This window comes from Thermonema rossianum DSM 10300, from assembly GCF_000426825.1.
In the GTDB taxonomy this organism is placed as follows: Bacteria; Bacteroidota; Bacteroidia; order Cytophagales; family Thermonemataceae; genus Thermonema; species Thermonema rossianum.
The window spans coordinates 19,350-39,297 of the sequence record NZ_AUGC01000017.1 but is presented as its reverse complement, the minus strand read 5'-3'; the positions used below and the strand labels follow the sequence as shown (position 1 = coordinate 39,297).

The following is a 19,948-nucleotide window of genomic DNA, read 5'->3' as shown; positions in this document are numbered from 1 at the left end:
ACGCTTGGCACCTTTTCCTTCGAAAGGAAATGCCTGCTGAACTTTTTCCATCCGCAAAAAGAGTTGATTCCTCCCATAAACGAAAAAACCGGGCAGCCGCATAATAGCAAACCGCCCGGTGAAAACTTAATGAGAGGACCATCAGGCATTCACTTTCTCCTCTACTTTATTACGGCGTTGCGCATCCACTACGGCAATGGCTACCATATTGATGATTTCGCGAATAGAGCTGCCCAGCTGCAAGATATGCACCGGCTTGTTCATGCCCAGCAAGATGGGTCCGATGGCTTCCAGCCCACCGGCTTCCTGCAGCAGCTTATAGGCAATGTTGCCCGATTCAAGATTGGGGAATATCAAAGTATTGGCTCCTTCTTTTGCCAGCTCGCTGAACGGATAGTTTTCGCGCAACAGCTGCACGTCCAGCGCCACGTTGGCCTGAATATCGCCATCCACAATAATGTCGGGGTAGCGCTCTTTTGCCAAAGCCACGGCTTTTTGCACTTTTTCAGGCACTGCCCCTTCGGCAGAACCAAAATTCGAGTAAGACAAAACAGCCATACGGGGCTCAAAACCGAAGAACTGCACGCCGCGCTGTGTCAGTTTGATGATATCAACCAGCTCTTCGGCAGTGGGGTTTTCATTTACGGTGGTATCGGCAAAGAACAAAGTGCGGTGTTTGGAATGCAGGATATACATGCCGGCAACGCGCTTCATGGGCGCCCGTGCCCCCACTATCTGCAAAGCCGGACGAATTACGCGGGGGTAATTTTTAGTCAAGCCCGAAATGAAAGCATCGGCTTCGCCGGTTTCCAGCATGGCAACGCCAAAGTAGTTGCGGTCGAGCATGAGCTTGCGGGCATCATAAAGCGTAACGCCCCGTCTTTGCCGCTTTTGATAAAGTATTTGGGCAAAGCGCTCACGACGCTCCTCTTCTTCGGCCGGGTCTATGATTACACAAGCCGAAAGGTCTAAATGCAACTCAGCGGCTATTTGCTCTATTTTTTGACGGTTGCCCAGCAAGATAGGATGCGCAATGCGCTCGTCTGACACCACTTGTGCCACTTTCAGTATTTTAGGGTTGTCGGCTTCGGCAAATACCACCCGTTTGGGATTACTTTTGGCTTTTTGTATGATGGTGGACATCAGCTTTTGGTCTATGCCAATACGCTCTTGCAGCTCCACTTCATAAGCCGCCCAGTCGGTAATATGCCGGCGTGCAACGCCCGATTCCATGGCTGCTTTGGCTACCGCCGGCGAAATGGTGGTAATCAGGCGGTAATCCAGTGGCTTGGGAATCAGGTAGTCTTTGCCAAAAGACAGGGTTTTGTCGCCATAAGCACGGCTTACCGCATCGGGCACCGGCTGCTTGGCCAAGTCGGCAATGGCGCGCACGGCTGCCAGCTTCATGGCTTCGTTGATTTCGGTGGCACGCACATCCAAAGCCCCCCGGAAAATGTAGGGGAACCCCAAGGCATTGTTCACTTGGTTGGGGTGGTCCGAACGCCCAGTTGCCATGATGACATCGGGGCGGGTTTTCATAGCCAAATCGTAGGCTATTTCGGGATCGGGGTTTGCCAAGGCAAACACAATGGGGTTGTCTGCCATGCTCAACAGCATTTCGGGCGTAACCACGTTGCCGCGGGACAAGCCCACAAACACATCGGCGCCTTTCATGGCGTCCTCGAGTGTGTGCAAATCACGCCCGGTAGCAAATTCGGCTTTGATGGCATCCAGGTTTTCACGGTCTTTTCGAATCACGCCTTTGCTATCGAGCATCACGATATTTTCGGGGCGTGCGCCCAAACTCACATATATCTTGGCACAGGCAATAGCCGACGCCCCCGCACCATTGACTACGATGCGCACTTGGTCTATAGACTTGCCCACCAACTCCAAAGCATTGAGCAGGGCAGCTGCCGAAATGATGGCAGTGCCGTGTTGGTCGTCGTGCATAACCGGTATGTTCATCTGCTCACGCAGTGCCTTTTCTATTTCAAAGCACTCGGGCGCTTTGATGTCTTCCAGATTGATGCCCCCAAAGGTAGGCTCCAGCGCTTTCACAATCTTCACGAACTCGGCGGGGTCTTTGCAGTCCACTTCTATGTCGAACACATCAATGCCGGCAAACTTTTTAAACAATACACCTTTGCCTTCCATCACCGGCTTGGAAGCTTCGGGACCGATGTCGCCCAAGCCCAAAACAGCCGTTCCGTTGGAAATGACGGCTACCAAATTGCCTTTGGCAGTATATTCATAAACCTTTTCTTTATCGGCGGCAATCTCTTTGCAAGGCTCTGCCACACCGGGCGAGTAGGCAAGTGCCAAGTCCAACTGGGTGCTCAAGGCTTTGGTAGGCACCACTTCGATTTTACCGGGAACGCCTTCCCGGTGGTAATTCAGTGCATCTTCACGTCTTACTTTTATTGGCATAGTCCAAACTTTTGTTGATTAAGTGCAAAGCTAAAAAAAGCCTTTTATTGAAGCGAAAAGCAAGGTGGAAATATTCGCGCTGCCATCCAAACATTATGTTTTAACAAAAGGTGAAACTTATTTAAGTTTGCAGGGCTGTTCATTTAAATATCAAGAATATGACAACCTTCATGACGCTATTTCAGCGTATTTCCCTGCTGGCATTTGTGGTGGTGCTTCTGTATGGATACAGCCTGCTGCCCGAGGTAGTAGGTTTTCAATTCAATGAATTTCAACAACCGCTTGAAGCTTTTCATAAAAGCCAGTTTTTTTATGTGACGGCCGGTTTTGTGGTGTTTTTCAACCTCTTGATGGTGTTGTTCGTGCAATTCGTAGCCCAAATACCGGTACGCCGCCTTGCCATTGCTTCGTTTTGGACCCAAGACAAAGCCCATGTGCAAGCCACCTTTCAAATATTGCGCGGATGGGCCAATGGCTTTGCCGGCTGGGTCAATGCCCTTTTTGCATGGTTTGTATATCAGTTTGTACATCACAATACCATCACCTACCTTTCGCTTGACCTCTCGCCCTACTTGATGGCAGGGGCAGTGCTGCTGGTGGTGTGGATGCTTGCCCTGCCACTGCGTTTTGCTGTCAAACGCATTTAGTACAGAAAGTATTTTCCACCGCAGCGGAACAATTATCCTCTGCGGTTTTTTTATCTTTAATGCAACCCCCAATAAAAAGAAACGGCTTTGTGGAATCTACTCTCAAACTTATGGCGTATGCCCTCAGGTAATGGTAACCGCATGAAGAAAGTAGTGGTACTGACCGGCGCCGGCATCAGTGCCGAAAGTGGATTGAAGACTTTCCGCGACGCAGGCGGGCTGTGGGAAGGCTACGACATCACCGAAGTAGCCTCTATTGAAGGCTGGCACCGCAATCCGCAAAAAGTGCTGGAGTTTTACAATATGCGACGCCGGCAGCTGGCGCAAGCACAACCCAATGCTGCCCACCGGGCGCTCAAAGAGCTGGAGCGCTGCTACGAAGTAGTCATCATCACGCAAAATGTAGATGACTTGCACGAACGGGCCGGTTCCTCGCGCATCATACATCTGCACGGCGAACTGACCAAAGCACGCAGCAGCCGCAACCCACAGCTTATTTACGACATAGGCTACCGCGATATTCAATGGGGCGACACCGCCGAAGACGGCAGCCAGCTGCGTCCGCATATTGTGTGGTTTGGCGAACCGGTGCCCATGATGGATGCCGCCATTGCCGAAGTAGAACAAGCCGACCTGTTCATAATCATAGGCACCTCGCTGGTGGTGTACCCTGCCGCCGGCCTTATCGACTACGCCTCCCCTCATATTCCCAAGTATTTGGTAGATATCAAGCGCCCCGACATTTCATGGCGCCGTTATCCTCACTTGCACATGATCGAAGCCAAAGCAAGTGAAGGCGTGCCCCGTCTGGTCAAAGAGTTGTGCCCGCAAGCCGATGTATAGCGGCACTTTAGCTAACTGTTTACTTCCAACACTATGATTTTAAGTATAGAAACCGCCACCGACGTTTGCTCTGTTGCCCTGCATAACGAAGGGCAACTGCTTGCTTCCTTTGCACTTCATTTGCCTCAAGCACACGGCAAGCATTTGGCATCACTCATAGACAAACTGAAACAAGAACTATCGCTCGATTTACGGCAATTGAGCGCCATTGCTGTTTCCAAGGGACCCGGCTCTTACACTGGCCTGCGCATAGGCGTAGCCACTGCCAAAGGGCTTTGTTATGCTTTGCAGAAGCCACTGATAGCTGTCAATACGCTTGAAGCCATGGCTTACAGCGCACGCCAATACAACCTCATACAAGATGCCTGGATATGCCCCATGATTGATGCCCGCCGGATGGAAGTGTATTGTATGCTCATAGACCACCGGGGCAAGGTGCAAAGCCCCACCGAAGCCAAAATTATAGACAAAGACAGCTTCAGCGAACTTTTATCTGAAAGATATGTTATCTTTTGTGGGAATGGCATGCCCAAGTGCCGCTCTTTGCTTGAAAAGCATGAACGGGCACTTTTCATGGACCATGTGGTGCCACACGCCGAAGCCGTAGGTGCTTTGGCATGGCAACGCTTCCAAGAAGGGGCTTTTGAAGATGTTGCCTATTTCGAGCCTTTCTATTTGAAAGACTTTATTGCCGGCAAGCCCAAATCAAAAATCAACCCACAATGAAAGAAGAACCGATTGTCAATCGTGTAGCACGCAGCCCGCTTGTGAGCATAGACCTTCAGGAATTCTATCCGGAAGGTGAATGTGTTTGGCTCGACATAGCCCCGCAGCTCTTTCAAGGCATGGTGCTGCGGGAAAAAGATTTTCGCGAATACGTAAAAAGTGAAGACTGGAGCCGCTATGAAGGCAAAAATGTGGCAGTAGGTTGCAGTACCGATGCCATTGTGCCTGTATGGGCTTATATGTTGCTGGCCACATCACTGGCTCCTTATGCACGCTATGTTACCTACGGCACCCTCGAAGACCTGCAGCGCGAGTTATGGCAGCAGCAAATCGACACCATCACCCCCCAAGCCTATCAAGACAAAAAGGTGGTGGTAAAAGGATGTGGCGAAAAACCCATTCCTGAATATGCCTTCACCTTGCTGGCGGCACGTCTGCAGCCCTATGTAAGCAGTTTGATGTATGGTGAACCATGCAGTACGGTGCCCATTTACAAACGAAAAAAATAAGCACATACATGGCCGACTTATATGACCTTATCATCATCGGTGCAGGACCATGCGGGCTGGCCTGTGGCATTGAAGCGCACAAAGCCTCTCTGCGCTACCTCATCGTGGAACAAGGCAGCATAGCAGAGTCTATTCGCCGTTATCCCGTGCATATGCGTTTCTTTTCCACTGCCGACAACATCAGCATCGGCGGCATTCCATTTGCCATTGCCGATGCCAAAGCCAACCGCAGCGAAGCCCTGCAGTATTACCGCAAGGTGAGCGAGTACTTTCAGCTGCACATCCGGCTTTATACCCGCATCGAACGCATTGAGCCGCAAGGCAATTCCTTTGTTTTGCATACACACCGCGGCGAACAGCTCCACAGCCGGGCAGTAGTGGTGGCCACCGGTTATTTCACCTGTCCACGCCTCCTGCAGGTAGAAGGCGAAGACCTGCCGCATGTATCGCATTACTACAAAGAGCCTTTCGAGTATGTGCATCAGCGCGTGGTCATTATCGGCGGGGGCAACTCTGCCGTAGAAGCCGCCCTTGATCTCTATCGCCACGGCGCCAAAGTGCACATGCTGGTGCGCGGGCAAGACTTCAAACCTACTGCCAAATACTGGCTGGTGCCCGACTTGAAACGACGCATTGCCGAAGGGCATATACAAGCCTCGTTTGGATGCCAAGTGCAACGCATCACCCCCACCATCGTGGAATATACGCAGCAGGGGCAAGTGCACCGCCTACCCGCCGATTTCGTGCTGGCGCTCACCGGCTACCTGCCCGATGACAACCTGCTCCGCCAGGCAGGCGTGAAGGTGGACAATGAGCTGGTACCTCAGCACAACGAGCATTTCGAAACCAACGTAAAAGGCTTGTATGTGGCGGGCACTGCCATTTGTGGCATACACACCGAAAAAGTGTACATAGAGAATGGGCGCTTTCATGCCCCCGTGATTATAAAACACCTAAGCCGACGTTTGCAAAATGAATCTACAATCGGCACCCAAAGAAGTGCTCATTGACTATATCCGCCAACTGGAGCAGGAAGTCGCTTTTTTAAAAAAAGACCCGGAAGGCATTTACAAAGAGCTGCAGCGCACCAATGCCGCCCTGCTTGACCTGTTCGACAATGCACACGATTTGATATTTGTGATTTCCCGCTCCGGCGAATTCTTGTTTTACAACCGGGCCTGCCGCGAAAAGCTGGGCTACACACAAGAAGAACTGCAAAAGTTGCGTATTCAAGACCTCATTCATCCGCAATATAAGCACGAGACCTACCAACAGGTGTTTGCCCAAGCGCGGGAAGGGGCTCCCTACCGTCTGCCTTTTCACACGGCACTGATGCACAAAAGCGGCAAAGTGGTTTATTTGGAAGGGCACATCAGCTTGCGTTATGAGCAGAGCCGCATTGCAGCCATCCGGGGCATCTTGTACGACGTGACCGACCGCGTGAAAGCAGAGCAAGCCCAGAACCTGTACAACAGCATTGCCCGCCTGGCTATTGAAAGCGACAGCATGCGTGAGCTGTTTCGCAACATACACATAGAGTTGAGCAAGGTGATGGAAGTAGAAAACTTTTACATCACCCTTTATCACCCGGAAGAAAACACGCTCACTTATCCCTACTACGTGGACCAATACGCCCCGGAAAATGCCCTTGCGGGGCGCCGCCCCATCGGCAAAGGACTGGTAGAGTATGCCTTGCGCCAAGCCAGGCTGGTAGTACTCAACAAGCATAAAATAGAAGCACTTATTGAAGAAGGCGAGCTGGCACTGAGCAACCGGCAAATGGTGCCTTTGGTGTGGGTAGGCATTCCTTTGCGTACAAAAAAAGGAACGCTGGGCGTCCTCTCGCTCAAATCATACCGCAATCCGCATGCCTACACGCAACAAGACCTGAAACTGCTCGAATTCATTTCGGGACAAGTGGCCGTGGCTGCCGAACGTAAGCAAACCGAAATGCAACTGCGCAACCAAACGGCACGCCTGCGCGCCATCTTTGAAAGCGGCTCGCACATCATGTGGACGGTCAACCGCAAGCGCCAATTCACTTCTTTCAATCAAAATTATGTGCGCACGCTGCAAGAGCAATATGGCATCACCCCCAAGCTCTATGAATACCCCAAAGAGCTGAAAGATCTCATGCGGCAAGAACAAGTGGACCTGTTTTGGAAAGAAAAATTCAAACAGGCATTTGAAGGCAAGGCGCTGCATTTTGAAATGACCGTCAAGGACCTGAAAGGCAACGTGCGGTGGCGTGAAATCTATTTAAACCCCATTCCCAACGACGAAGGCGAAATTGAAGAAGTATCAGCCATTGCCCATGATATTACCGAAAAAAAGCTTTCAGAGATAGCCCTCAAAGAAAGCGAAGAAAAGTTCCGCACCATCTTCGAATCTTTCCAGGATATTTACTATCGTTCCGACCTCAAAGGGCGTATTCTGATGATTAGCCCCTCCATCAAAGAGTTGGGCGGCTATGAACCCGAAGAGCTGATAGGCAAACCCGTAACCAGCTTCTATACGCGCAATATAGACAAGCGCTCGGCTTTCAGAGCCATACGCGAGCTTATGCGCAAAGGGCGTCTCAAAAACTTTGAAATAGGTTTGCGCCGCAAAGACGGCACCGAAGTGGAATCTATTTCCAACATACGCCTGCTTTACAACGAGCAAGGCAAGCCTTATGGTATTGAAGGCGTAGTGCGCGACATTACCGAACTCAAACGGGCTTCCGAAGAAGTGATGCGTGCCAAAGAGTTGGCAGAACATTCGCTGCGCGTCAAGGAAAATTTCCTTGCCAACATGAGCCACGAGATACGCACGCCCATGAATGGCATCATCGGCATGATAGACCTGCTCGACAGCACCCCTCTAAGCCCCGAGCAGCGCGAGTATGTAAACATTCTGAAGGAATCGTCTGAAACCCTGCTCAACATATTGAACGACATCTTGGATTTGTCCAAGATAGAAGCCGGCAAGATGCAACTGCGCCCCCGCGCTTGCTCCGTGCATTCCATCGTGGAACGTGTGCACCACCTATTCCTCCCCCGGGCGCACCACCGCGGCAATCAGCTGCGTTTCCGCATCGATGAAGGTGTGCCGCCCTATGTGGTAGCCGACGAAACCCGCCTGGTGCAAGTGCTCAGCAACCTGGTAAACAATGCCATCAAGTTTACCGAGCAAGGTAGTATCGACATTGTAGTGAAGGTGCTGGAAGAACAAAAACAACAGCTCACCCTTTACTTCGAAGTGAAAGATACCGGCATAGGTATTGCCCCGGAAGACCAAAAGAAGCTGTTTCGCACCTTCAGTCAGTTAGACACCTCCACCAAAAAGGCTTATGCCGGCACCGGCTTGGGCTTGGCCATCGCCAAGCAGCTGGTAGAGTTGATGGGGGGCAGCATCGGTTTGCACTCCACACCCGGGCAAGGCAGCCGTTTCTTCTTCACCATACGTGTGCGCAAACACAACCAACCGCTTGCCACACAGCACCAAGACCCCATGCACCGCCTCTATGACATCTTAAAAAAACGGCGCCCGCGCCTGCTGGTGGTTGACGACAACGCCGTAAACCGTAAGGTAGCCGCCGAAATACTGCGGCGCGCCTACTGCCACGTGCAACTTGCCGAAGATGCACGCAAAGCGCTGGAGCTGGTGCAAAGCCAAGACTTCGATTTGATACTCATGGATATTCAAATGCCTGAAATAGATGGCATTGAAGCCACTCAAATGATGCGCGATTTGCGCCACGACCTGCCGCCCATTGTGGCAATGACAGCCTATGCCATGCCCGAAGACCGCCAACGCTTCTTGCAACTGGGCATGGACGATTACATAGCCAAGCCTTTGCGCGCACAGCAGCTTTTACAAAAAGTAGTGGACCTTACCACGCTCTCGCCGCCCGCACCGGAAGAAAAAGGTGCCCCCCGGCAGGCACTGCCCACGCCACAAGGCACCCACTTGCCGGTACTCGATGAAGAAGTGCTTGAACAACTGAGCAAATACGGCGGAAAAGCCATTGTGCAGGCAAGCCTGACTGAGTTCATAGAAGAAAGTCAAGGCATGCTTGATGACTGTTTTCGCTTGCTCAAGCAAGAAGACTACGAAGGCATCCGCAAGTTATTGCACACGCTGAAAGGCACTTCGGGCACCTTAGGGGCAGCCCGCTTTGCACAAGCCGTTACCGAAACCGAAACTCTGATGAAAAAAGAAGTGCCGCAAGACCTGAAAGAAAGGCTTTTGCTTTTTGTGGATTTGCTGCAGCAGGTGCGCGATGCCTGTCGCAAGCGCTTCGGTTTACAGTGATTTTACGTAAATTGCCATCCCTTTAAAGAAGGAACAACACAGCTTTTTCTTTTTTGTCTTTTAAAATTTTATCAACATTTATGTGGTCTAAGCTTGCACGATTCATCTTGGTTTATCGCCTCCCCCTGTTGATTGTCATTTTGCTGCTTACTGCCTTTATGGGCTATATGAGCCGGGGCGTCGAGCGTGCCTACGATTATGCTGCCGTCGTGCCCGACAAAGACCCTGACATGCAGTATTTCAAGCTCTTCAAACAAAAATATGGTGAAGACGGCAACATATTGGCCATAGGTATCCACGACAGTAGCATTTATCAACTGGATAATTTCCGGGCATGGGCAAAGCTGGCGCAACAGCTGGAAGGCATCCGGGGCGTTGAGCGTGCCGTTTCCATAGCCCACCTGCAGTATCTGTACAAAGACACTGCCGACAAGGTCTTCCGTTTCCGCCCTATTTTCGAGCCGATGCCCCAAACCCAAGCCGGGCTTGACAGCCTGCTGGCATTCACCCGCCGGCTGCGTTTTTATCGTGGACAGATATTCAACGAAGCAAGCGGCGCCACTGTGTTGCTGGTGTCCATAGATAAACAAGTGCTCAACACGGCCTACCGCGAAACCGTCATACGCCACATAGAAGATGCTTGTAAAGCCTTTCAAGAGAAAACCGGCATCGAAATTCACTATGCAGGTCTGCCTTATGTGCGTTCGACCATGGCAACCAAAGTCACCGATGAGTTGAATTTGTTTTTGATTCTTTCGGTGATAACCACCGCCGTCGTGTTGTTTCTTTTCTTCCGTTCGTTCAAAGCCGTTGTTTTCCCTCTGATTATCATCGGTATCATCATCACATGGACGTTGGGCTGGATGGGCATCCTCAACTATAAAATCACTTTGCTCACAGGGCTGCTGCCGCCCATCCTGGTTGTCATAGGTATTCCTAATGCCGTGTATATGCTCACGAAGTATCATCAAGAGTTCAGAAAGCACGGCAACAAAATATTGGCATTGGTGCGCGTGATTCAAAAAATAGGTGTGGTCACGCTCATTACCAATACCACCACCGCAATAGGCTTCGGTGTGCTCATGTCCACCAACATTGCTATTTTGCGTGAGTTTGGTGTGGTTGCCAGCATCAATATCTTTTGCACTTTCCTGCTGAGCATTGTTTTAATTCCTGTCTTTTTCTCTTATCTGCCCGAGCCCAAAAGCCGCCATTTGCGCCATTTGGACGGACGCATGCTCAACGGGCTCATCAACACTTTCACGCATTGGGTCACGCATAAGCGCTTGTATATTTACACCTGCGTAGTGGTCTTGGTAGCGCTTTCTATTTATGGCACTTACAAGATACGGGCGGTTTCTTATATGGTCGATGACATCCCCGAGCATAGCCGGCTACGCCAAGATCTCGCTTTCTTCGAAAAGCAGTTTAAGGGTGTCATGCCTTTGGAAATTGTGGTGAATACAGGCAAGCCGAAGGGCACGCGCAGCTACAGCAAGCTGAAAAAAATAAACGAATTTCAGGCATCGCTCGACAGCATAGGCATTTCGCCCCCTTCGCTCTCCATGATTACCTTTCTGAAAGCTGCCCGTCAGGCTTTTTATAACCAAGATACCGCTTATTATGCTTTTCCCACAAAGCGAGAGCTCCCTTTCTTGATGCGTTATCTGAAAGGGGAAGAAGACAAATCGGCGCTTACACGCAGCTTTATCGACTCTACCGAACAAGAAGTGCGTATCTCCATGAAAATTGCCGACATAGGCTCCATACGCATGGATTCGCTCATTCACCGTGTCATAGAGCCTAAAATTGAACGTTACTTGCCCCAAGAAGCAGGCTTTGAAGTGCATATCACGGGCACCACGCCCATTTTCATCAAAGGCAACAGCTATTTGATTCGCAATTTGAAACAAAGCATCTTGTTGGCCTTTGCCTTGATAGCCGTTATTATGGGGCTTTTGTTCCGCTCCTTGCGCATGGTGTTGGTGTCGGTCATTCCCAACTTCATTCCCCTGCTTATCACGGCGGGCATCATGGGGTGGTTCGGCATTCCACTCAAGCCCAGTACGGCGCTGATATTTAGTATTGCCTTCGGCATTGCCGTTGATGATGCCATTCACTATTTGGCACGCTTCCGCAGCGAATTGTTTAGCCGGCGCGTGAGTGTGCGCGAGGCGGTGGTGATAAGCTTGCGCGAAACAGGGCAAGGCATGATTTATACCTCCATCATTCTGTTCTTTGGTTTTGTGATCTTCGTAGGTTCCAATTTTGGCGGTACCGTAGCATTGGGGCTGCTCACTTCCCTGACCTTGTTCACTGCCATGCTTACCAACTTGATTCTGCTGCCCTCGCTCCTGCTTAGCTTCGACAAATATGACCGGCGCCGCTTGGCATGGGCTGAGAGCTACGACGAAAACAAAGAACCTGAAGCATCAACACCTTCGGAAGCAAAATAAGCCCCTTGCAAAGGCCTTCATAATCAAAAAGCGGAAGTACCCGGGTACCTCCGCTTTTCTTTATGAAAGAAAGTGTTCGTCCATCATTTACACTGCCACATGCTCCAATATGCTTTCAAAGAAAGCACGTCCGTCGGTATTTTTGAGCAACTCATCGGCAGCGCGCTCCGGATGGGGCATCATGCCAAAAACATTGCGCTCTTTGTTACAAATACCTGCAATATTCAGCAAAGAGCCATTGGGGTTGGCTTCCTCGCTTACCTTTCCCTGCGCATCGCAATACTGAAACAGTATCTGGTCGTTATCCCGGATGCTTTTCAGCATGTCTTTGGGCGCATAAAAACGTCCCTCGCCATGGGCAATCGGTATTTTGTAGGCTTTCTTTTGCGACAGGCCGGCCGTCAAAATGGTGTTTTGTGTGGCCGGCTTTATGTAAACATTTTTACAGATATAGCGCTGATTCAGGTTGCGCAACAAAGCCCCTTCGAGTAGCCCCGACTCTGTCAAGATTTGAAAGCCGTTGCAAATGCCCATGACATAGCCTCCACGCTTGGCATGGCGGATGACTTCCTGCATGATGGGCGAAAAGCGCGCAATAGCCCCCGCCCGCAGATAGTCACCATAAGAAAACCCACCGGGCAGCACGACAAAATCGACCCCTTGCAAATCCGTATCTTTGTGCCAAAGCTTGACGACCTTCTGCCCCATGACATGGCGCAGAGTATAAATCATATCTTCGTCGCAGTTTGAGCCGGGAAATACCACTACTCCAAATTTCATTTCTCTTGAATTTGTTGTTAAATTGATGGCAATTTAGGGCTTTTTCCGTGTTTTTTAAAAAACCAAACAAGTCATTTTTTAAACATTCATTCATATGCTATTATCCATGACGGGCTATGGGCGTGCCGAGTACCAAGACGCCCATCTTTACATCAAAGTGGAAGTAAAAACACTGAACTCCAAGTACCTGGACCTCAACCTGCGCAGCGGGCGCCTGCTCAACAGCAAAGAAATAGCACTGCGCAACCTGATTCAGCAAAAATTGGTACGCGGTAAGGTGCAGATGAGTATCGACTTTGAACGCATCGACTTGGAAAATCCGCTTCAGCTCGATGAAACCTTAATCACCCAGGCCTATCGCCAATTGGAAGCCCTTGCCGACCGTCTGCAAGCCGACAAACAAGATCTTTTACGCCTGGTGATTCAGAAAACCGAAAACCTCAACAAACAGGAAGAAGACAGCCTGCGTGATGAAGAGTGGCAGCAACTGCTTGCCGTTGTAGAACAAGCCATTGAGCAATGCACACAGTTCCGGCGCCAAGAAGGCGAAGCGCTCAGCCGCCAAATCAACGACGAGCTGGATAGAATAGAACACTACTTGCAGGAAATCAACACCTTGGACCCACAGCGCATACAACACATACGCGAGCGTATTCAAAAGCACCTGCAGGAAATTGCCCAGAACGACCACTTCGACCCGAATCGCTTCGAGCAAGAAATGATTTACTACATCGAACGTCTCGATATCAGCGAAGAAAAGGTGCGTTTGCAAAACCACCTGCAGTATTTTCGTAAATTGATGGGCAGCGCTGAAAGTCAAGGAAAAAAGCTTAACTTTCTTTGCCAGGAAATAGGCAGGGAAATCAATACCATTGGCTCTAAAGCCAATGATGCGCAAATTCAGCAGTATGTAGTGCACATGAAAGATGCCCTCGAACGTATCAAAGAGCAGGTGCAAAACATACTGTAAAGCGCCGGTGGCTACGCTCATTTACTTATTGCCGTCCCGAAGAATAAAGAAATGATATGCTTCGAAGATTTGTATTTCTGCTGCTGTGTTCTTTAAGTGGAAGCGTGGGAATTGCCCAAAACACGCCAAAGTACAGCAACGAGTTTTTGAATATAGGTGTAAATGCGCGGGCCATGGCGTTGTCGAATGCACAAACCGCCACCGTATCTGATGTAACCGCCGGTTATTGGAATCCTGCCGGCCTGATGCACACTTCATATCAATATGAAGGGGCGCTTACACATGCCGAATATTTTGCCGGCATCGCACAGTACGATTATATGGGCTTCACCACGAGCATAGACAGCAGCAGCCGCCTGGGCGTTTCATTGATTCGCTTCGGCGTGGACGACATCCCCGATACGCGCTTCATTTACGATGCCAACGGTGCCATCAACTACAACAACATACGTTATTTTTCAGCTTCAGACTACGCCTTTCTGCTTTCCTATGCCAAAAAAACAAGCGTGGAAGGCTTAAGCTGGGGAAGCAATTTCAAAATCATTTACCGGCAAGCCGGCGACTTTGCCACCGCCTGGGGCTTTGGCTTGGACATGGGCATGCAGTACCGGCGCGGACAATGGCAGTTTGGCGCCATGGCGCGCGATATTACGGGCACCTACACCACCTGGAGCCACAATGTGGCATTGCTTTACGATGTGTATGCCCAAACCGGCAATGAGATTCCCAAAAACTCGGTGGAAATCACCCTGCCCCGCTTGCAGGTGGGCATTGCACGGCAGTTCCGGTGGAAACAGTTCGGCATATTGCCCCAAATCGAGTTGCCACTCACCTTTGATGGCATGCGCAACACTTTAATACGCAGCCACACCGTATCCATAGACCCCTCACTGGGCATTGAGCTGGACTATCAAAAAATGGTGTATGTGCGTTTTGGTGCCGGCAACTTTCAGCAAATCAAAGACTTTGACGGCAGCCGCTCGTGGACCTACCAAATCAATTTTGGTGCCGGCTTCCGCCTCAAACGCTTCACCATAGATTATGCCCTTACGGACTTGGGCGATAATGCTGAAGGTTTGTATTCTCACGTCTTTTCACTCAAAGCAGGCTTTAACAAATAACATCATGATACAGTCGGCAATACAACATCTTATCCGGTGGTTCCTCTTCCTTGCGCTTCCCTTCTGCCTGCAAGCGCAATATGGCAATGAATGGATCAATTACAACCAAAGCTACTGGAAGCTGAAAGTGGTACAAGACGGCTGGTATCGCATAAGCAGTGCCGAATTGGCTGCTGCCGGTTTTCCTACTGCAAGCATAGACCCACGTAAAATACAACTCTTTCATCGTGGCCAAGAGATGGCTATCTACGTCAACGGCGAGCAGGATGGCAGCTTTGACAGCGGCGACTACATCGAGTTTTACGGAAGAAAAAATGACGGCACCAACGATGCCGAACTGTATTACCCCACCCTCGCCAACCATTTGAACCCTTACTATAATTTGCACAGCGACACCAGCGCCTATTTTCTCACCTACCGTCTGGACGCCGGCAATGGCAAGCGCATTACACAAAACAACCTGCCCAATAGCGGCTATTCTTCGCTTCCTTATGGCTGGGCAGAAAGTCTGCAGGTGCCTGCCGAGCAGTGTTCACCCGGCAGAAATTATGTTATCACGGGAAGTTATGTATTCATCAGCAGCTACGACGTAGGCGAAGGATGGGCAAGTACGCCTATCAATGCGGGCAGCAACCGTGTATTTAGCTTTACTATTCAAAGTGCGGCCTATGGTGTGTCCGATAAACCCACCCTCGAAATAAAGCTTGTCAGTCGAAGATATTACACCAGCACGCTCAGTATCGATGTGGGAAGCGGCGGAAGCTATCGCACCATAGGCAGCTTGAATGTAGCCAACTACACCCCCAACACTTTTACCCAAACACTCGAGTGGAGCGATTTCCCCGGAAGCAACGGCACCTTCAATGTGCGTGTTCGCAATACTTCTACCAACGGCACCAGTGCTTCGGTAGTATATGTGCGCCTGCGTTATCCCAAAAGCTGGGATGCTCAAAGCAGCGAGCTCTATTTTGAAGTACCTGCACAAGCAGCTGCCTCTACCGTTACCCTCAATAATATTCCTGCCGGAAGCCGTTTGTTTCACATTACCGACCCTTACAATATAGAAGAGTTTGTGTTGAATGCCGGCACTGCGGTCTTGCCTGCCGCCGGCTCTGCCCGCAAATTTTTTCTACAGAACAATACACTCAACATAGCCGGTGTGGAGCCGGCAAACTTCGTACAAATCAACCCTTCGGCTTATAATTACCTTATTGTATCGCACCCCCGGCTGATGCAACCGGCCGGCGGATACAACGACCCCGTAGCAGCCTACGCAGCCTATAGGGCTTCGCCCGAAGGGGGAAGTTATGCCCCATTGGTAATGAGTATCTACACACTGTATGACCAATTTAACTACGGCGAAACCAGCCCTTTGGCCATCCGCCGTTTTGCACGCTATATGTACGACAACGGAAACCCGGATTTTCTCTTTCTCATTGGTGAGGGCGTCACCCTTCCTTTTCGCGATGTTGCATTCGGCAACGTATCCACAGCTTTGAACATACGTAGCAACCCTGCTGATTTTGCACGAAACTTGATTCCCACTTGGGGCTACCCCGGCTCTGACCTGCCCTTTACTGCCGGCTTTGACCCGGCTTATCCCTATGCACCGGCTATTCCCACGGGGCGCATCAGTTGCAAAAGTGCAGAGGAAGTGGCCGCTTACCTCGACAAAGTGAAGGCGCATGAAAGTACAAGTTGTGCATACTGGCGCAAGCGCCTCATTCACCTGAGTGGGGGCGTCAGTGTGAGCGAGCAAAACGCTTTCCGCTCGTTTGTCGATTTTTATAAAAGCATTGCCGAAGGTGATTATCTGCATGCTGAAGTAAAGACAGTATCCAAGAAAAGTACAGAAGCCGTTGAGTTTATCAACATAGCGGAAGAAGTGAACCGGGGCGTAGCCTTAGTTACTTTCTTCGGGCACTCTGCGGCCACACTTACCGATATAGATATAGGCTTTGCCTCTGTTGACGGCAACGGCTATCGCAATCAAGGCAAATACCCTATGATTTTAGCCAATGGCTGCAGCCTGGGCGATGTGTACTCTGCCAAGACGACCTTAGCCAATGACTGGCTTTACACCCCCAACCGGGGAGCTATTGCATGGAAAGCCAATACCTCATTGGGAGGCGCAGCCTGGTTGCACAATTATTCTACCCGCTGGTATAGCATCGCTTTTGCACAAGATGTATCATTCAGTGACCCGGTAGGCAAAATAGACCAATACGTGGCACAGAGCTATGGCCCGGGACTAAGTCCCGGTATCGACTTGGCACATGTGCAGCAAATGACTCTTCAAGGCGATCCCGCCCTGCGTCTGATTGGTCCCAACCTACCCGACCTGTGTACGCAAAATGCATGGCTTTCGCTGGAGTCTTTTGACCAAGGTGCGCCTGCGGCTCAAAGCGACTCGCTGCGCTTGAAGCTGGTAGTTGCCTCTGTAGGGAAGCACAGCAATCAGAACTTTTCAGTAAAGGTAACCCGCACTTTCCCCGATGGCAGTACACAGGTCTTCTATCCCATACAAAAATATGGACCGGTAGAGCGCTTCGATACCCTCAGCATCACGGTCTATCAACCGGAAGACATCAACACGGCCGGCTTGAACCGCTTTGAAGTAGAAATCGACGGCTTATCGGAAATCGAAGAGTTCAACGAAAACAACAACATCGCCGTGTTGGAATACAACCTGCCGGGCATTGCAGTCATTGCCCGTTTCCCGGCCGAGTACAGTATTGTTTCACAACAACCTGTCAAGCTGATTGCCCAAGGAAGCAACCTGCTGGCCAACGATGCTGCCGAAGTAGTTTTTGAAATAGATACTACCGCCTTTTTCAACAGCCCTGCCAAACAAACAGCTACCCGCCCACTACAAGGTGGCACGGCTACCTGGGAAGTCAACCTGCTGACCGACCAATACCCCTCCGACAGCTTGGTGTATTTCTGGCGTGTAAATTTGGCCAATGCGGTATCGAACCCCAATGCCCTATGGAGTGAAAGCTCTTTTACCTACATCAAAAACAGCCCCGAAGGATGGGCACAACGTCATTTCTATCAATTCAGAAAAAGCATAGACCAACAGATAGAAAAAGACTTTGGCAGCCGGCAATGGAAATTTGCCCAGGTAAACAACACCATCAAAGTACAAACCTATGGCGCTGCCCATCCCGACGTAAACAACACCTCGCTCTATATCAATGATTTTGGTATTGTTTTCAACTATCCTAACAACACCTGCGCCAACAACCAGCTGATAGTCATGGCTATTGATGCCGAAACTAAAAACCCCTATGTGCTAAGCAGCCATGGTTTGTGCGGGCGCGTTCCCGGCTATGTCAGCTCTTTTACGGATGCCGACCTGCAAGCAGGCCTGTTACAAGCCTATGTCAACACCTTGCCCGTGGGCGACTATATCGTGGTATTCAGCAAAGGGCAGATAACTACGGCCGGCTGGCAAGCCGCACAAAGCGCCTTGCTGCAGGTGGGCGCTTCTCCGGCGCAAACGGCTACCTTACAAACCGGCCACCCCTATATTCTTATCGGACGGAAAGGGGGCAGTGCCTTGGCAGAAGTTATTTCTTCTTCCATTACCAACCCAACCGGCGATGCCATCAGTGCAGAGGTGCAACTTGGTGGTGGTTTCAATAGTGGTACTGTTACCTCTTCCCTCGTTGGTCCTGCTGCCCAATGGGGGGCTGTTTTCTTTGAATGGCGTTCAAAAGAAAGCCCTGTCACCGACCAAACCACCATCGATGTTATCGGCGTACGATTCAATGGGCAGGAACAACTGTTGTTTTCCAATGTGTTCAGTGGGCAAGACCTGAGCAGCATCGATGTAAACACCTACCCTTATTTACGCCTGCGCATGAACACCAAGGATGAAACCAATCAGACGCCTTCACAACTAAGACAGTGGATTGTTCGTTACCAAGGTGTTGCTGAAGGATTCTTAAACATAGAAGCCGCCGGCGGGGCTGCCACCTACCAAATCCCCGACAAACTCGAAGGGGAGCCGCTCAGTATTCCTTTTGTCTTCGAAAACATTTCTGAACGATACTTTGAAAGCGACTCACTGGAAGTAGAATACACCCTTCAAAACAGCACTTTAAACAAAAACGCTACCTACACATTTAAAATAAAGGCGCCTGCCCCCAAACAACAAGAGAAGTTCACCATTCATATTCCTACCGAACAATGGGCAGGCAGCAATAAACTCAAAGTGTATGTGAACCCGCAAAAGGTAGCCGAACAGTACTACGACAACAACCGCCTCGACCTTGAATTTAAGGTATTGGAAGACAACAAAAACCCAAACCTTGAAGTAACTTTCGACGGCATCCGCATTATGAATGGCGATATAGTATCGCCCAACGCACTCATTCGCGTGCGCCTGCACGACGACAACCCCTATCTCATCAAACAAGATACCAGCGGCATGACCCTTGAACTGCGCCGCCCTTGCGAGGGCTGCACCTTCGAGCGCATTTATTTTTCTAATCCACAAGTGCAATGGACTGCCAAAGAAGGGGAGTTTGTCGTAGAGTACCAGGCACAAGATTTGGAAGATGGCGTGCATGCCCTGCGTGTGCAAGGCACCGATGCCAAAGGAAATGCAGCAGGCACACAGCCCTACGAAGTAGAGTTTGAAGTCATCAACGAATCCACCATTTCGCACTTTTACCCTTACCCCAACCCTTTCTCAAGCAACTGCCGGTTTATATTCACCCTTACGGGCAAAGAGGTACCCGAAGAAATAAAGATTCAAATCATGACAGTTACCGGAAAAGTAGTCAGGGAAATCACGCAGGATGAAATAGGACCTATTCATATTGGACACAATATCACCCAATACGCATGGGATGGCACCGACGAGTATGGCGACCGCCTGGCCAATGGGGTGTATTTATACCGTGTGCTGGTGCGTCTTCATGGAAAGATGGTGCCCCTGAGAGCAACTGCCGGCGACCGGGCTTTCAAAGAAGGCTTCGGCAAGCTTTATATTTTGCGTTGAGTCGCTTTTCTAAAGCCGTAAGGACAATGCTTACATCCGTTTTTGCAGCAATACCCTCGCTTGCGTAAATAATGTTCGGTAAGCACCATAAAACCCTGCTCATTAAAATAATAATCAATGCCCTCCTGCAAAGGGGGGCTTTTTTTGTGTCTTTTCATT

Annotated in this window: 13 protein-coding genes; 10 read left to right on the top strand and 3 right to left on the bottom strand. The window is 50.2% G+C overall.

The annotated features are described in order from the left end of the window. Positions 1-141: 141 nt before the first annotated feature. A complete protein-coding gene (locus K384_RS10875; RefSeq protein ID WP_211245249.1) occupies positions 142-2,430 on the bottom strand; it encodes an NADP-dependent malic enzyme in 2,289 nt (762 codons plus the stop codon). 158 nt (positions 2,431-2,588) lie between these two features. Here K384_RS10875 and K384_RS10870 point away from each other — a divergent pair, with 158 nt between their 5' ends. The 7 genes from K384_RS10870 (at position 2,589) to K384_RS10840 (ending at position 11,907) form a co-directional block, all read left to right on the top strand. Further along, entirely contained in the window at positions 2,589-3,077 is a 489-nt protein-coding gene (locus tag K384_RS10870) for a hypothetical protein (protein ID WP_157630140.1), read from the top strand. Between the two features lie 87 nt (positions 3,078-3,164). Beyond that, entirely contained in the window at positions 3,165-3,920 is a 756-nt protein-coding gene (locus tag K384_RS10865) for an SIR2 family NAD-dependent protein deacylase (protein ID WP_394330439.1), read from the top strand. 33 nt (positions 3,921-3,953) lie between these two features. Beyond that, positions 3,954-4,646, top strand: a complete 693-nt coding sequence (gene tsaB / locus K384_RS10860) for a tRNA (adenosine(37)-N6)-threonylcarbamoyltransferase complex dimerization subunit type 1 TsaB (RefSeq protein WP_038032269.1) — start codon at positions 3,954-3,956, stop codon at positions 4,644-4,646. Then, positions 4,643-5,155: a DUF2480 family protein gene (locus K384_RS10855; RefSeq protein WP_038032266.1), complete on the top strand. Its 513-nt coding sequence runs from the start codon at positions 4,643-4,645 to the stop codon at positions 5,153-5,155. The genes tsaB and K384_RS10855 overlap by 4 nt, the downstream gene beginning before the upstream one ends. Before the next feature lie 8 nt (positions 5,156-5,163). Then, a complete protein-coding gene (locus K384_RS10850) occupies positions 5,164-6,165 on the top strand; it encodes a YpdA family putative bacillithiol disulfide reductase (protein ID WP_038032265.1) in 1,002 nt (333 codons plus the stop codon). Continuing rightward, the gene (locus K384_RS10845; protein ID WP_051633340.1) at positions 6,128-9,451 is read left to right on the top strand and encodes a PAS domain S-box protein; all 3,324 of its coding nucleotides are present in this window, start codon (positions 6,128-6,130) and stop codon (positions 9,449-9,451) included. Before K384_RS10850 ends, K384_RS10845 begins: the two co-directional genes overlap by 38 nt. Positions 9,452-9,531: 80 nt before the next feature. Next, positions 9,532-11,907 carry an efflux RND transporter permease subunit gene (locus tag K384_RS10840; protein ID WP_038032262.1) on the top strand — a complete coding sequence of 792 codons (2,376 nt, stop codon included), beginning with the start codon at positions 9,532-9,534 and terminating at the stop codon, positions 11,905-11,907. A gap of 87 nt (positions 11,908-11,994) precedes the next feature. Here the strand turns inward: K384_RS10840 and purQ are convergent, their stop codons facing one another. Beyond that, a complete protein-coding gene (gene purQ, locus K384_RS10835) occupies positions 11,995-12,687 on the bottom strand; it encodes a phosphoribosylformylglycinamidine synthase subunit PurQ (RefSeq protein ID WP_038032259.1) in 693 nt (230 codons plus the stop codon). 94 nt (positions 12,688-12,781) lie between these two features. Here purQ and K384_RS10830 point away from each other — a divergent pair, with 94 nt between their 5' ends. Genes K384_RS10830 through porU2 form a run of 3 tightly spaced genes read left to right on the top strand, consistent with a single transcriptional unit; the run spans position 12,782 to position 19,789 of the window. Continuing rightward, on the top strand, positions 12,782-13,657 hold the full coding sequence (locus K384_RS10830) for a YicC/YloC family endoribonuclease (protein ID WP_038032255.1): 876 nt from the start codon (positions 12,782-12,784) through the stop codon (positions 13,655-13,657). Positions 13,658-13,713: 56 nt separating this feature from the next. Next, a complete protein-coding gene (locus tag K384_RS10825) occupies positions 13,714-14,778 on the top strand; it encodes a putative type IX sorting system protein PorV2 (protein WP_038032253.1) in 1,065 nt (354 codons plus the stop codon). A gap of 4 nt (positions 14,779-14,782) precedes the next feature. After that, positions 14,783-19,789: a putative type IX secretion system sortase PorU2 gene (gene porU2, locus K384_RS10820; RefSeq protein WP_038032251.1), complete on the top strand. Its 5,007-nt coding sequence runs from the start codon at positions 14,783-14,785 to the stop codon at positions 19,787-19,789. Here the strand turns inward: porU2 and K384_RS13995 are convergent. Further along, the gene (locus K384_RS13995) at positions 19,774-19,947 is read right to left on the bottom strand and encodes a DUF5522 domain-containing protein (RefSeq protein WP_169737649.1); all 174 of its coding nucleotides are present in this window, start codon (positions 19,945-19,947) and stop codon (positions 19,774-19,776) included. The genes porU2 and K384_RS13995 overlap by 16 nt on opposite strands. Position 19,948: the final 1 nt, after the last annotated feature.

Coding starts and splice junctions, on each gene's coding strand:
- porU2 (WP_038032251.1), top strand. CDS start 14,783: ATGATACAGTCGGCAATACAACATCTTATCCGGTGGTTCCTCTTCCTT.
- K384_RS10870 (WP_157630140.1), top strand. CDS start 2,589: ATGACAACCTTCATGACGCTATTTCAGCGTATTTCCCTGCTGGCATTT.
- K384_RS10825 (WP_038032253.1), top strand. CDS start 13,714: ATGCTTCGAAGATTTGTATTTCTGCTGCTGTGTTCTTTAAGTGGAAGC.
- purQ (WP_038032259.1), bottom strand. CDS start 12,687: ATGAAATTTGGAGTAGTGGTATTTCCCGGCTCAAACTGCGACGAAGAT.
- K384_RS13995 (WP_169737649.1), bottom strand. CDS start 19,947: ATGAAAAGACACAAAAAAAGCCCCCCTTTGCAGGAGGGCATTGATTAT.
- K384_RS10850 (WP_038032265.1), top strand. CDS start 5,164: ATGGCCGACTTATATGACCTTATCATCATCGGTGCAGGACCATGCGGG.
- K384_RS10830 (WP_038032255.1), top strand. CDS start 12,782: ATGCTATTATCCATGACGGGCTATGGGCGTGCCGAGTACCAAGACGCC.
- K384_RS10855 (WP_038032266.1), top strand. CDS start 4,643: ATGAAAGAAGAACCGATTGTCAATCGTGTAGCACGCAGCCCGCTTGTG.
- K384_RS10875 (WP_211245249.1), bottom strand. CDS start 2,430: ATGCCAATAAAAGTAAGACGTGAAGATGCACTGAATTACCACCGGGAA.
- tsaB (WP_038032269.1), top strand. CDS start 3,954: ATGATTTTAAGTATAGAAACCGCCACCGACGTTTGCTCTGTTGCCCTG.
- K384_RS10845 (WP_051633340.1), top strand. CDS start 6,128: ATGAATCTACAATCGGCACCCAAAGAAGTGCTCATTGACTATATCCGC.
- K384_RS10840 (WP_038032262.1), top strand. CDS start 9,532: ATGTGGTCTAAGCTTGCACGATTCATCTTGGTTTATCGCCTCCCCCTG.